Genomic DNA, 13,073 nt, shown 5'->3' on the forward strand with positions numbered 1-13,073 from the left:
GTCATGAGCAAATCAAGCCTCATCGGCGCGGCAACCCGATCCGCGCCGCTCAGGGCGATCCTCGCCGTCCTGCTCGCATTTTCCGGACTTCTCGCCACGCTGTCGCCGGCGTTCGCCGAGGAGGCCCATGCGGCGCAGACCGCGAAGCTGACCGTCGGGTCGAGCATCTACTACGGCGGCTACTCGACCAACTGGATGTGGGCGGACGGCAAGATCGCCTACTGCGGCAACCCCTCCGCCTCGACGCCGCCGTCCGGAACCTACCCCAAATCCGCGCTCAGCGCGCCCTCCGGACGCACCGCCGAGGCCGTGGCGGACCTGTGGTTCGGCTACGGAGCCCCCGGCTTCGACGCCTCCATGTGGCCGGATAGGTGGTACGACGGGTCGACGATGAGCGACAACCACTACGCCGCGCTCACCCACATCCTCCTGTCCGACACCTACACCTCCGACGGCAACTACGCCATGTACGGCTGCACCGAGCAGTTCAAGGACTGGGTGCAGTACAACGTGCTCGGTTTCGGGGACTCGGGGGAGGTGACCAACCCGGACGCGACCGGCCGCCAGATCGCGGCGCGGACGGGCGAGGTGCCCCGGAACTTCGAGGCTTTCCAGCTGAGCACGGGAGCCGGCACGCAGATCATCCTGTCCTTCGGGTACACCCCCTTCGGCGAGATCGTGCTCCAGAAGGGCTCGGCGCTGCCCGAGGTCAGCGGGTCGAACCCCTGCTACAGCCTCGCCGGCGCGGTCTACGGGGTCTACTCGGACAGCGGGCTCGCCTCGAGGGTCGGCTCGATCGAGACCGACGGCAGCGGGTCAGGCAAGCTGGGCGAGCTCATTCCCGGCACCTACTGGGTGAAGGAGACCGTCCCCGCCAAGGGCTACGCCCTCGACGAGGCGGTCTACGAGGTCGAGGTCCATCCCGACATGGCGAGCGCCGTCAACGGCGCCGCGGGCGTCGCCGACTACCCCAAGTCCGACCCGGTCGGCATGCTCGTCATGAAGGTCGACGCGACGACCGGGGAGAGCGCTCCCCAGGGCTCGGCGTCGCTTGCGGGCGCGGAGTTCACCGTGCGCTTCTACGAGGGCCACTACGCCAGCGCCGAGGAGGCCGAGGCGTCCGGAGATCCCGCGCGAACCTGGGTGTTCGCAACCGACGCCGACGGCTTCGCGGACTACGCCGACGCCTACAAGGTGGCGGGTCCCGACCTCTACCATATGAGCAACGGGGATCCCACGCTTCCTTTGGGCACGGCCGTCATACAGGAAACCAAAGCGCCCGCCGGCTACAACCTCGACGACGGGGCGGGCGGCGAGCCCAAGGCGTTCTGCATCCAGATAACCGACGGCGGCGCCATGGGCGAGGCCGTCTACACCTACAACACGCCCAAGGCGCCCGACACGGTCGAGCGCGGCGACTTCCGCCTGGTCAAGGAAATCCCCATCGAGGTGGAGGACGAATCCGGCATAGTGCAGGAGGCCGACCGCGTGCTGCTGCCCGGCGTGCAGTTCCAGCTGATCAACGCATCCGAGAATCCGATCGTCTCTCCCGAGACCGGCGAGAAGGCCGAGCCCGGCGAGGTGGTCTGCACCATCACCACCGACGAGAACGGCCTCGCATCGACCCGAGGCGGCCTCGCCGTCAACGGATGGGACATCCCGCAAGGCTGGTCGGGGGCCCTGGCATACGGCACCTACACGGTGCACGAGGTCATCCCGGACTCCGTGGCGGAGGACTTCAAGGCGGAGTACGGCCACGACATCATCCCGGTCCCCGACTGGAAGACGACCATCTCCGAGGAGGGGCAGTACGACCCGCCGGCGCTCGTGAACAACCACATCCCGCAGACGCCGCTCAAGGTCGTCAAGACAGACGCAGAGACGGGACGCCAGATCCCGCTTCCCTGCTCGTTCCAGCTGCTCGACTCTGACGGGGAGCTTGTCACCTACGAGAGCCACTACCCCGACACCCACGTCATGGACACCTGGACCACCAACGAGCGCGGCGAGGTGACGTTGCCGATGCTGCTCGAACAGGGCGACTACACGCTCGTCGAGGTGCAGGCGCCAGAGGGCTACGTCAAGGCGCTCGAAGGCAAGACCATCACGGTCGGGGCGGTCTACAACGATTGGGATGACCCCATCGAGGTCGAGTTCGCCGACATGCCCCAGAAGGGCACCATCAGCGTCGTCAAGCACGACTCCGCGACGGGCGAGCCGGTTTCCGACTCCGTCTACGTCGTGAAGGCGTCATCCGACATCGTCACGGGCGACGGCACGGTCCGCGCCCATGCCGGCGACATCGTGGCCACGCTCGAGACCGACGAGGCGGGCCGCGCCACGAGCGGCGAGCTCTACCTCGGGACCTACACCGTCTACGAGGCGAAGGCCAAGGACGGCTACGCGCTCGACGTCGACGAGAAGACCGTGACGCTCGAATACCAAGGGCAGGACATCGCCGTGTTCGACGAGGTGCTCGAAGCCGAGGATGCCCCCACCGAACTCAAGGTCAAGAAGGTCGACGCCCTCGACCCCGGCAAGCCCGTGGCGGGCGCGACCTTCAGGCTCTGGAACGACGAGGGCACTTACGACGAGGAGCTCGTCACGAGTGAGGACGGCATGATCGATGTCTCCTACCTCGTGCACGGCGCCTACCATCTGCAGGAGACTTCGGCCCCCGAAGGCTACATCGTGAGCGACGTGGATAACGAGGGCAACGCCGCCGTCCACGAGCTCCTCGTGAACGATCAGGGCATGTTCGAGCGGGAGGACGGCACCATGAGCGCGGTCTTCGAGCTCGAGATAGCTAACATGCCCAAGACCATGGGCACCACGGCAACCGATGCCGAAAGCGGGGCCCACGAGGGCCAGGCGCGCGAGAACCTGACGATAATCGACACAGTCGAGTACACCGGCTGCATCCCCGGAGACGAGTACACGCTCGAAGGGATCCTGATGGACGCCGAGACGGGCGAGCCCGCGCTCGACGACGACGGCAACGAGATCACCGCCCAGGCGACCTTCACGGCCGAGGACTTCGCGGGAAGCGTCGAGATGGCCTTCGCCTTCAGCGGCGCCGGACTCGCGGGCAAGAGGCTCGTCGCCTTCGAGACCATGACGTGCGAGGGCGAGGAGTACATGGCCCACGCCGACATCGAAGACGAAGGCCAGACGGTGGCCGTCGTCGACATCGCCACGACGGCCGTGAACCCCGAGACCGGGGACGCCACCGGCATCGCGGACGAGGGGCTCGAGCTCGTCGACACGGTCGAGTACACGGGGCTCACGCCAAGCAACACCTATACGATGACGAGCCATATCGCGGATGCTGAGACGGGAGAGCTGCTCATGGACGGGGACGGAAATGCCTACGTCCAGGAGGTCGCGTTCACGCCTGAAGAGGGCGAGGGCACCGTCGAGGTCGCCTTCGAGATCGACGCGAGCGAGCTCTCCGGCAGGACTACCGTGTTCACGGAGACGCTCTCCGACTCCGAGGGGAACGTCGTCGCGGTGCATGACGACATGGCAGACGCGAACCAGTCGATCTTCTTCCCGATGATCCGCACCAACGCGGTCGACGGGGCTGATGGGGACAAGAACCTCGTCGCGGGCGAGTCCGCGGTCATCGTCGACACGGTGACGTACGAGAACCTCATCCCCGGCAAGGAGTACGTCGTGACGGGCGTGCTTATGGACAAGGCCACGGGAGAGCCCCTGGAGGACGCGCAGGGCAACGGCGTATCCGCCTCGGCCGCGTTCACGCCCGAGTCCCCCGACGGGGAGGTAGAGGTGGCCTTCGAGTTCGACGCCACCGGGCTCGCGGGCAAGAGCGCCGTCGCGTTCGAGTCGCTCGTGAAGGACGGCATCGAGGTCGCGACGCACGCCGACATCGACGACGAGGCCCAGACGGTGGCGATAGTCGAGCCCGAAGAGGATGCGCCCGGCAAGGGCTATCCCAAGACCGGCGCAGCCGCGACCGCAGTGGCGGCGGGAGCCGGCGGGATCGCCTTGGCTGCATACGGCCTGGCCGGTGCGGCGAGCGGCCTTCTGAAGCGCCGCAAGGACGCCTCAGACGATCAGGGCGAAGATGCCTAGGCGACATCTCGCGCATGCCGACAAGGGGGGCGGGCGCAAGGCCCGCCCCCTGGGCGTGGCTCTCCGCATCGCTCTGGCGCTCCTCGCGGCGGGCCTGCTCGCCTTCGCCCTGCAGCAGACGATCAAACCGGAGGAAGAAGGGGGCCTCCCGACTTTGACACCGGGCGTATTCGAGGCCTTGGACTCTGAATCGGAGAGCCCGATCGACTGGGCGGCGCTTCCCGAGGCGGTCGTCGCCTGGGTCGAAGTGCCGGGCACGTCCGTCGACGAGCCCATCGCCCAGGCGACGGCGGACGCGCCCAACCGCTACCTCCATGCCGACGCCCTTGGGCGGGGCTCCTACGGCACCCCATATCTGGACTGGGAGTGCTCGCCCGACTCCCCCTTCTCGATCGTCTACGGGCACCACATGGACGACGGCACCGTGTTCGCCGACTTCGCGCGCTTCTCCGACCGCGGGTACGCGGAGGCCCACCGGACCATCCTCGTGCTCACCCGCCTCGACGGCGGGGCCCATGAGCTGCGCGTCGTGGCGGCGGACGTGGTGGACGCGGATGACGAGCGCGTCCGCGTCTCATTCGAAAGCGATGAGGAGAGGACCACCTTCCTCAGCGAGCGGATATCGCGCAGCGACCTCGTGCTCGAGAAGCCCGATCTGCTGGATGCTAAGGTCTGGGCCTTCGCGACGTGCAGCTACCAGACGTCCAACTCTCGGACGGTGGTCTATGCGATAGAAGACGGGAGACGAGAATGAAAGCGTTTCTTTTCGCGCTCGGGATGTTTCTCATGTGCAACGCGCTCCTTGCATGGTGCTGCCTCAGGGCTGGTAGCATTAGCGAATATGATTATGCGCAGAATTCTGAATCGAAGAAGTAAAGCCCGCGATAGTTGTTCATGCCCTAGGAATTTGAATAGTCCCGAAGCCGGTCAACCTGAAACCCACCATCATCGATGACGCCGCGTTCCACCAAATTGTCGGTTATGGCATTATTGTAGCGATGGACATTAGCCGACCAGGCTTCTTTTGAAGGCTAGAGAAAGAAGCCCGTGCGCTAGTTTCCGGAATCCGCCTATCGGGGGGCGGCTCAAATTGGATAGGACGCTATTATGAACGACGCGCACATATGCACACGGGGCAAGATATGGGATCTGCATATCCATTCGAATCAATGCTATTCCATTACCGATCCCAAATTAAAAAAGCTCAGCGTGGCGGAATATGTGAGCAGCATTCTCGAAGCGCTTTCTGATTTCAAAGACCTTGAGATGATTTCATTTACAGATCACAATCACATTTGCTTTGATCTGTATAAGGCGTTCTACGACGCGAAAAGCCGCATTTCTCTTCTTCCCGGAATCGAAATCGACGTTGCTCTTGAAAAGGGCGGTACGGCAAAGCATTTGGTCGTTTATTTCGATGCGATGAATGACTTGGGGAAATTGCAGTCACTGGCGACAAAAATCAATGCCTTCCTTGAAAAAAGAAATGTCGGAAGTGGACCCGGGAAGCAGCCCGTCGATATACATGAATTGCTGGATGAGCTTTTAGGCTATAAGGTCGATTTCGTTCTAAGCCCTCATGCTTTGAAGCAGGGCAAGAGAGGAATCGACTATGACTGGCATCCTCTACCAGAAGAGGAGATGTCAAACGAGATAAAGAAGTTTAGGGATCAGTTTTTCTGTTTTTGGGAATCGAGCGGCAAGAGCGAAATCGCTCGTGCAGTTGAATTTTTAAAGCGAATGGAAAGCGATGAATTGATATCCGTCGTCGCGTTCTCCGACTCTAAGGGCCTCGAGGATCTCAAGGCCTACGCGAAAGAACCGCCCCAATACTTCAATTCCCTTCCCAATTTCAACGGGCTAAAACTTGTGGGTAGCGAAATTTCAAGAATCACTCATAGTCAAACCTTCGTCGATGAGAATGATCTCGGAAGTTTCATCGGGTCTATAGAATTTGAAGGGCAATGCTTGGGCTTGTCGCCTCGCTTGAACGCCATAATAGGAGGAAGAGGAAGCGGAAAATCAGTCCTCCTGGACTCGTTGGCTAATTCCCTCGATCCTTCTAAGGGAGACTTGCAGGAGAGCAGGCGAGCTTTCGTCTCCGGACTCCAGATCAAGGTTCGCACTATGAGCGGATTTGATATTTCATCCGGGCAATTCAGGTTCGATTATTACAATCAAAACTATGTTGCAAGTCTATTTAGCAAGTCTGGCGACGAGTTCAACACCGAGATTGAGAAGTACTTTTCTGACACCTTTTCTAAAGTTGAGTCCATTGACAAAGGATCGATAGAACGAGGAAATTCGGAGCGATTTTATCAACTGCTCGAATCTTTTGAGGACAAACTGCCAGAGAACATCGTCGGCTTTGTCGACAAGCTTGTTGTGGATGTCAAAGACGGCTTGGAGATGAACATAGGGGAGCGAAAGTCGAAGGCAAAGGTGGACGTTTCCGGCCGTGCGGAATCGCTCCCACGCTGGCTAGCCCCTTTCGTCCCACCAGCGGCTTTTCCACCGAAGACCTTTGTCGTCGATCAAGTGAACACAATAGCCGACCGCTCTAAAAAAGTCCACGTTTCCGACACTTTCAGTTCTTGTGATCGCACCTGATGGCAACGTGAAAGGAAAGGGACGTGAAGAGAATCGGGGCATCCCTCGGAGCGCTGGCGGCGCTTGCATGCGTGCTGCTGGCCGTTGCCTTGGCGGCTCCCCGTGTTTTGGGGCTCACACCGTTTGTCGTGCTCAGCGGGAGCATGGAGCCGACCTACCCCGTGGGCTCACTTGTCTACGTCCGGAGCGTCGATGCGTCGGAGCTTCGCGTGGGCGATCCCGTCACGTTCACGCTGGAGGGGCGGGAGGCAGTGGCCACCCACCGGGTGATCGAGGTGGATGCGGAGTCTGCGAGCCTGCGCACCCAAGGCGACGCGAACGACGAGCCGGACGGCTCTCCCGTTCAGTTCGCCAGCGTAATTGGCAGCCCGGCCTTCTGTGTCCCGCTGGTCGGCTACGCGGTGTCGTGGGTCTCCCGGCCTCCGGGGCTGTTCGTGGTTGCGGCGGCGATCGCCTGCCTTTTCGTCTGGGCCTTGGTCTCATCGAGGCCCTTTGGACGAAAAGCGCGGAGTGCGCGCGACGTGGCATAAAGTGCAAGATATGAAGCGAAAGATGAAAGGATGATGGATATGGAATCGAGGAAGTTCAAGATGGTGGCCGTGGCGGCCGCAGGAGCCGTGGCTCTCTGTTTGGGCGCAGTTGGCACGTGGGCGTGGTTGACCAGCACCACTCCCGAGGTTGAGAACGTGTTCACCGTGGGCAACGTGGATATCGGTCTGGCCGAGACTACGGGCGAGTCGTACAAGATGGTTCCCGGAACCGATATCGCCAAGGATCCGAAGGTGAGTGTGGAAGCAGGCAGTGAGGCGAGCTGGGTGTTCGTGAAGATCGAAGAGTCTTCCGTTCTGGACGACTACATCGCATATGCGATAGCCGACGGTTGGATCCAGCTGCCGGGGGAGGAAGGCGTCTTCTACCGCGCTGTTGCCGCAAGCCAGGTCGACCAGGTTTTCCCCGTCCTAGACGGAGACAAGGTGAGCGTGCTTGAAGGTGTGACGAGCGGGATGATGGATGCCCTCGCGGTCGAGGGAGCCGTGCAGCCCACGTTGTCGTTCAAAGCGTACGCCATTCAGGAGGTGGGTTTCAATACGCCAGTCGAAGCCTGGGCCGAGTTGGACGCGTAGCGGTCGTAGAAATCGAAGGGCCGCTCCACAGACGGGCTTGAGGAGGCTCAATGAGAAGGAAGGTTATTGCCGCATCGCTGGCTGCATGCTTTGCAGCGGTGCTGTGCATGGGAACGTGGGCGCTCTTTACGGCCACCGGCACGGCGACGAACGTGGTTACCGTAGGGGACGTCAGCATTAGGCTGGTCGAGGATTTCGATGAGCTGGGCGCCCAGGGCATCGCACCCGGCGAGAGCATTCGGAAGAAGGTTTATGTGGAAAACGACGGCTCTAATCCTGCTTGGGTGCGCGTGCGCCTCGACGTCGCCGCGAGCTCGGCAGGTGGTGAGGCGCTCGAAACGGGTCCGGTGGGTCTGCGGTTTTCCGAGCAAGCGGGGGCTGGCGCCTGGGTCGACGGGGGAGACGGCTGGCTCTACCTGGTGCAGCCGCTTGATGGAGGGATGGCATCTCCGCCGCTCATCGATGCCGTGTCTCTAGACGGTTCGGCAGGTAAGGATTACGCCGGCGCCAAGGTGACGGTGTCTGTCCGCGCTCAGGCCGTGCAGAGCCAGAACAACGATGGGAGCGATGGTGTGCTGGGCGCGTTGGGTTGGTCCGATGAGGAGGATTGGTCATGACGGTGAAGCGGAAGGCTCTCTCGGTTTTCGCGTGCGTGATCCTAGTTCTTTCCTTGGTGCCGATCATTGCCTACGCGGATGATACGGAGCCCGATGGCGGCACGACGCCGACGGAGGCTGTGGGCGAAATCGAGACGAATGCCCTAGAGTCAGAACAGGAGACCCCGCAAGAAGAAGGGGGAAGCGTCTCCGAGAGCGGGAACGAGGACGGACGCGGGAATGAAGGTGAAGGGCAGAACGACGGCTCCGAGGCTGATGAGGCCGAAACCGGTCAAGTGGCGGATCCGTCCTCGAGCCGTTCGGTCAACGTGCTCCGCGCAGGTGGGTTGGTACGCGGCGATACTGGAGGTACCTCGGGTGGCGAAGGTGATCTCGTATTGGCGAAAAGCCTGGAAACCGACGGTCAAGGCGACAAGGTTATAACGTTGGAAGCCTACGCCTCTGGCAGCATGAGCATAGTTGAGCAGGGGATCCCCTGCGACATCGTGCTCGTGCTCGACCAGTCGGGATCGATGGATGACCGGTTCGGCTCCCAAGGGTCGTACCATGCGTTGTCAGGATACAGCAATAAGCGGCTCGGCGACCTGGCCGAAAACGGCAATTTGTACGTACGAGGTGGGGACGGCTCCTATGTGGCTGTTGACGTTGACGTGTCCGGCTTCATTTCTCTGAAATATTCTTACACGTGGGAGGGGTTGGAGGCACCCCTTACGTCGGAGGGCCGATACACTGTGCCCCAGTTCGAGGGCGTGACGTTCTACTCCTTCCAGACGGACCAGACCGTCACGCGGATCGCGGCACTCAAAGACGCGGCGAACTCGTTCGTTCAAAGTGTTCGCAGCAACTCCCTCGGAGAGGATGGAATCGCCGGGACAGTTGACGACGTGCCCCACCGTATCGCCGTGATCGGCTTCGCGAGCGGAGGTAACACCGAGCTATTCGTCGGAAGCGCCTCGTATCCGTATGGGCAAAGCGCGCAAAGCCAATATGGGTCGGCTTTCCAGGACATGACGACCGAAATGGGTTTCGACAATGCGCTCGCTTCTATAGGCCAGCTTAGCGCGGACGGTGGGACGCTGGTTGACGACGGCCTGGATATGGCGAACGGTGTCTTCTCGGCGAACCCCCTTGTTACGGGGGAGCTGCGCAACCGCGTGACGGTGGTGCTGACCGACGGCGCCCCTGGCTTGTACGGAAACGATCGCGGAGTGGCGAACGAGGCGATAAGTCAGGCGTCCGAGCTCAAGACCGCCGGTTCGACCGTGTTCTCGATAGGGATTTTCCCCGGGGCCGACGCCTCGGGAGACCTGCCCGACCAGAGCGCGATGGGTTGGGGCGACAACGATTCGAATCGCTTCATGCATTTGCTGTCCAGCAACTACCCGGACGCGTCGAGCATGGGCAGCCCGGGTGCGCGCTTCGTAGACGAAGAGGGCTCTTCTCCCGACTACTACCTTTCGGCGTCTGACTCCGCAGGTCTGAACAGCATATTCCAAAGCATATCCCAATCCACGGGCGGATCGTCCGTGGACGTGGGCACCGAGGCCGTGGTGCGTGACGTCGTCGCCGCTGGGTTCTCGTTGCCAGAGGCGGCGGATGCATCGTCCGTCAAGGTGTTTACTCGAGCCTACTTGGGCCCCGACGCCGGTTGGGCAGAAGCGATTCCGCTCGATGGTGCGGCGGTGGTCGTCGACGGATCCACCGTCGACGTGTCGGGCTTCGACTTTTCGGGAAATTGGGTCGGCATGCGGGAGGAAGGCGGCGCGGCGATTCCTCACGGAAGCAAGCTGGTGGTTCGGATTCCGGTTGAGCGCACTGCAACCTTCGGAGGCACGGGGCGCACCAACGATGCGACGTCAGGGGTGTACGCCGATCTCGAAAGCGAGCCTTTGGGCATGTTCGAGCAGCCTATAGACTCCGCCGCCCTTGACTTCGAGGTGGCCTCTTCGGACGACGTGGTCTACCTTGGCGAGACGTCCAACATCGCCGACAACGTGTCTTGGGCGGAATCGTACGTGCCCGACGGGCAGAACAACGCGTTCGTGGATATTGCTTATCGGCTCGTTGTCGACGGCGTTACGTACTTCAGCGAGATTCCGGCCGGTACGGACGCATCGGGTCCGGATTTCGCGTTGGCGTGGAAGGATTCCTCGGGAAACCCTGTCGAGACGATTACGGTGCTGCCCGTTGGAGCTGGGGAGGAAGAATACGGCCTGTCCTGCACGGTGAGCGACGCCTGGGATGGGAATGAGGCGCAAGATGACCTCGAGATCGAAGGGCAGGTCTGCGTGCGAGCTGTGGCGTGCTCGGTGACGGTGGGCAAGAGCCTGTCGGGAGCAATGTACCATCCCGGTGACAGCTTCCTCGTGACGGTGGAGCAAGTCGAGGACACCGTCGCCCGCTATGAGGAGCTCGCCCAGGATTGCCCCCGGGCATCCGCATTCCTGATCGGTTCGGTGAGGGCGGTGGTGTCGGCAGACGGGAGCGTCACGGTGGCCGGGCTGCCGATAGGCACCTACCGCGTAACGGAGGACCAAGCGTGGTCGTGGCGCTACGAGTTCGTTGGGTCGACGGGGGGCGTGGCCGAGGAGCACGGTTCGTCGGTAAGCCTGCCGACGAGCGACGAGCGCCCGGCCTCAAGCCTCTATGCGCAAGCATCGGTGACGCTGACCAACCGGCTGGAGAGGGAGGCATGGCTCTCCCACGAGTGCTCTGCTGTAAACGTTTTCGGGGTAATCGACGGATCCGTCGAAGTGGTAAGGGCGAACGAGGGAGGGGCAGCATGACGAAGCGCGAAGGGCGTCATGCCACTGCACGCACGTTAACGGGCTACGGGTGCAGTGGAATTCGGATTGCCGTCGCATTGGCCGTGCTGTTTGGGGCGGCGCTGGCATCTGGTGCGGCTTATGCATGGCTTGCGGATGCGCAAGGCCCGTTGGAGAACAAGTTCGCACCTTCGGAGGCGAGCGTGGAGGTTGAGGAGAACCTGGGCCGGGCGAAGGAGAACGTTGTCGTGCGCAATACGGGCGATACGGCTGCATGGATGCGTGCCGAGCTTGTTGTCTGCTGGGTCGACGAGGCTGGCAAGGTGGTGGGCCGGATGCCGGTGCAGGGTGAGGATTATTCGCTCGAGCGGGCAGATCCCTCCGGATGGCTGGAGGGTGCCGACGGATTGAGTTATCACGTTCTCCCAGTCGAGCCCGGCGAGGCCACGGAGATACTGGTGAGATGCGCCGCCTTGACCGAAAAGGGAAAGGCGCTCGCGGAGGAGAAGGGCTGGAAGCTCCAGATGACCGTGCTGGCGGCTGGCATCCAGTCGGAGCCGGATGTCGCTTTCGCCGAGGCCTGGGGGCGCTCGAGCGGTTTATGCGTCGAAAGCGGCGCGCTCGCCCGTGGCGCGGTCGACCAATCGATCGAAGGATAGGAGGTTGCCTTGATGACGATGCGGAGAATGACCGGAGTCATGTTCGGAGCGCTGCTGGCATGCCTGGCTTTGCTGTGTGCGGCGACCGGCCGTGCGTATGCCGATCCGACGTCGGTGGTGTACGAAGGAGACGCGAAGTCGTTCGTGTTCCTGCCTGAAAGCACGGATCTCTTCCGCGGATTCAAGGAGGTCATGCCGGGGGACGAGCTAACGCAGGAGATAACGGTCGAAAACGGCTCGAACGATGTTGAGGCGAGGATATATCTGCGTGCCGAGACGATTGACGAACGTCATGAAGGCATGCTGAGCCAGATGCATCTGACTGTCGAGCAGGACGGGTCGGCGAAGTTGTTCGAAGCGCCTGCCAGCGAGCAAGGCGGCCTTCGAGACTGGGTTTGCCTGGGCACGCTCCAACCTGGCGGAAGGGCGGATCTGCGGGCGGTTCTCAAAGTACCTGTCGAAGCGGGCAACGAGCTGCAGGGAGCCTACGGCGAGGTCGTGTGGACCTTCATGGTTGAGGAGCTTCCGAGCGCCCAGGACGGAGGTGGGATTTTGGGCATGCCCCGAACCGGTGACGAATGGGCAGATGTGCTGGTTTGGGGTGCTGCGGCGATCGTCAGCGCGTTGGTTGCGCTCATCGCTTGGAAACGTTGCCGCAGCAGTTGCGGGAAGAAGCGTCAACCGTAAGGGGACACGGCCGACGGGAAGGTGAGACGAGCGGTTTGGGCTCCGCCCTTTTTCAAGGCAATGCTTAATGGGGTAGGGGAGAGGACGTAATGGCAACGGAGGCACGGCAGCGCGTGGGTTTGCCGACGGGTTTCCTGTCGGACAGGCCGTCGCGCGACGGCGACTTGCGCTGGTACGCCATCCACGTGCCCGAGGGCCGCGAGGACGCGGTGGCGGGCAAGTGCCGCCAGCTCCTCGGCTCCGACCTCGTGGAGGACTGCTTCGTTCCCAAGTACGAGCGGTACATGAAGCGCGAGGGCGCCTGGCGCATCGTCGTGCATCCCATGTTCAGCGAGTACGTGTTCGTTTCCACGCGCGACGTGCGCGCGCTTGCCAAGGCGCTCGGGCAGCTGTCGTTCCCGGCACCGCTCGTGGGCAGGCGGGGCCGCACCTACGCGCCGCTCTCGCCGAGCGTGCAGGCGTGGCTCGAGTCGGTCCTCGACGAGGCGCACGTGCTGCGCGCGAGCGAGGGCCGCA

10 protein-coding genes are annotated in these 13,073 nt (G+C 62.3%); all 10 read left to right on the top strand.

Annotated features, from left to right (window positions below; translation table 11 throughout):
- Window positions 1–3 precede the first annotated feature (3 nt).
- On the top strand, window positions 4–4,095 hold the full coding sequence (locus C1877_RS13085; protein ID WP_114569368.1) for a VaFE repeat-containing surface-anchored protein: 4,092 nt from the start codon (window positions 4–6) through the stop codon (window positions 4,093–4,095).
- The gene (locus tag C1877_RS13090; protein WP_114569369.1) at window positions 4,088–4,849 is read left to right on the top strand and encodes a class B sortase; all 762 of its coding nucleotides are present in this window, start codon (window positions 4,088–4,090) and stop codon (window positions 4,847–4,849) included. The genes C1877_RS13085 and C1877_RS13090 overlap by 8 nt, the downstream gene beginning before the upstream one ends.
- A gap of 353 nt (window positions 4,850–5,202) precedes the next feature.
- Window positions 5,203–6,705 (top strand): hypothetical protein, encoded by a 1,503-nt coding sequence (locus C1877_RS13095; RefSeq protein ID WP_147274559.1) that lies wholly within the window; start codon window positions 5,203–5,205, stop codon window positions 6,703–6,705.
- Between the two features lie 23 nt (window positions 6,706–6,728).
- Window positions 6,729–7,235, top strand: a complete 507-nt coding sequence (locus C1877_RS13100) for a signal peptidase I (RefSeq protein ID WP_114569371.1) — start codon at window positions 6,729–6,731, stop codon at window positions 7,233–7,235.
- Between the two features lie 39 nt (window positions 7,236–7,274).
- The gene (locus C1877_RS13105; protein ID WP_181813856.1) at window positions 7,275–7,829 is read left to right on the top strand and encodes a SipW-dependent-type signal peptide-containing protein; all 555 of its coding nucleotides are present in this window, start codon (window positions 7,275–7,277) and stop codon (window positions 7,827–7,829) included.
- Between the two features lie 50 nt (window positions 7,830–7,879).
- On the top strand, window positions 7,880–8,446 hold the full coding sequence (locus tag C1877_RS13110) for a SipW-dependent-type signal peptide-containing protein (protein WP_114569373.1): 567 nt from the start codon (window positions 7,880–7,882) through the stop codon (window positions 8,444–8,446).
- Window positions 8,443–11,232, top strand: a complete 2,790-nt coding sequence (locus tag C1877_RS13115) for a vWA domain-containing protein (protein ID WP_114569374.1) — start codon at window positions 8,443–8,445, stop codon at window positions 11,230–11,232. The genes C1877_RS13110 and C1877_RS13115 overlap by 4 nt, the downstream gene beginning before the upstream one ends.
- Window positions 11,229–11,870: an uL22 family ribosomal protein gene (locus C1877_RS13120; protein ID WP_015539082.1), complete on the top strand. Its 642-nt coding sequence runs from the start codon at window positions 11,229–11,231 to the stop codon at window positions 11,868–11,870. The genes C1877_RS13115 and C1877_RS13120 overlap by 4 nt, the downstream gene beginning before the upstream one ends.
- A 39-nt stretch (window positions 11,871–11,909) precedes the next feature.
- Window positions 11,910–12,557, top strand: a complete 648-nt coding sequence (locus tag C1877_RS13125; protein ID WP_147274560.1) for a hypothetical protein — start codon at window positions 11,910–11,912, stop codon at window positions 12,555–12,557.
- Window positions 12,558–12,646: 89 nt separating this feature from the next.
- On the top strand, window positions 12,647–13,073 hold a 427-nt coding region (locus C1877_RS13130), incomplete at its 3' end, for a transcription termination/antitermination NusG family protein (protein WP_114569375.1).

It is taken from the genome of Gordonibacter pamelaeae, from assembly GCF_003340385.1.
GTDB classification, from domain to species: Bacteria; Actinomycetota; Coriobacteriia; order Coriobacteriales; family Eggerthellaceae; genus Gordonibacter; species Gordonibacter pamelaeae.

What these genes read in the sequence shown, in the direction of transcription:
- C1877_RS13085 (WP_114569368.1), top strand. Translation starts at nt 4, where the DNA reads ATGAGCAAATCAAGCCTCATCGGCGCGGCAACCCGATCCGCGCCGCTC.
- C1877_RS13090 (WP_114569369.1), top strand. Translation starts at nt 4,088, where the DNA reads ATGCCTAGGCGACATCTCGCGCATGCCGACAAGGGGGGCGGGCGCAAG.
- C1877_RS13095 (WP_147274559.1), top strand. Translation starts at nt 5,203, where the DNA reads ATGAACGACGCGCACATATGCACACGGGGCAAGATATGGGATCTGCAT.
- C1877_RS13105 (WP_181813856.1), top strand. Translation starts at nt 7,275, where the DNA reads ATGGAATCGAGGAAGTTCAAGATGGTGGCCGTGGCGGCCGCAGGAGCC.
- C1877_RS13110 (WP_114569373.1), top strand. Translation starts at nt 7,880, where the DNA reads ATGAGAAGGAAGGTTATTGCCGCATCGCTGGCTGCATGCTTTGCAGCG.
- C1877_RS13115 (WP_114569374.1), top strand. Translation starts at nt 8,443, where the DNA reads ATGACGGTGAAGCGGAAGGCTCTCTCGGTTTTCGCGTGCGTGATCCTA.
- C1877_RS13120 (WP_015539082.1), top strand. Translation starts at nt 11,229, where the DNA reads ATGACGAAGCGCGAAGGGCGTCATGCCACTGCACGCACGTTAACGGGC.
- C1877_RS13125 (WP_147274560.1), top strand. Translation starts at nt 11,910, where the DNA reads ATGTTCGGAGCGCTGCTGGCATGCCTGGCTTTGCTGTGTGCGGCGACC.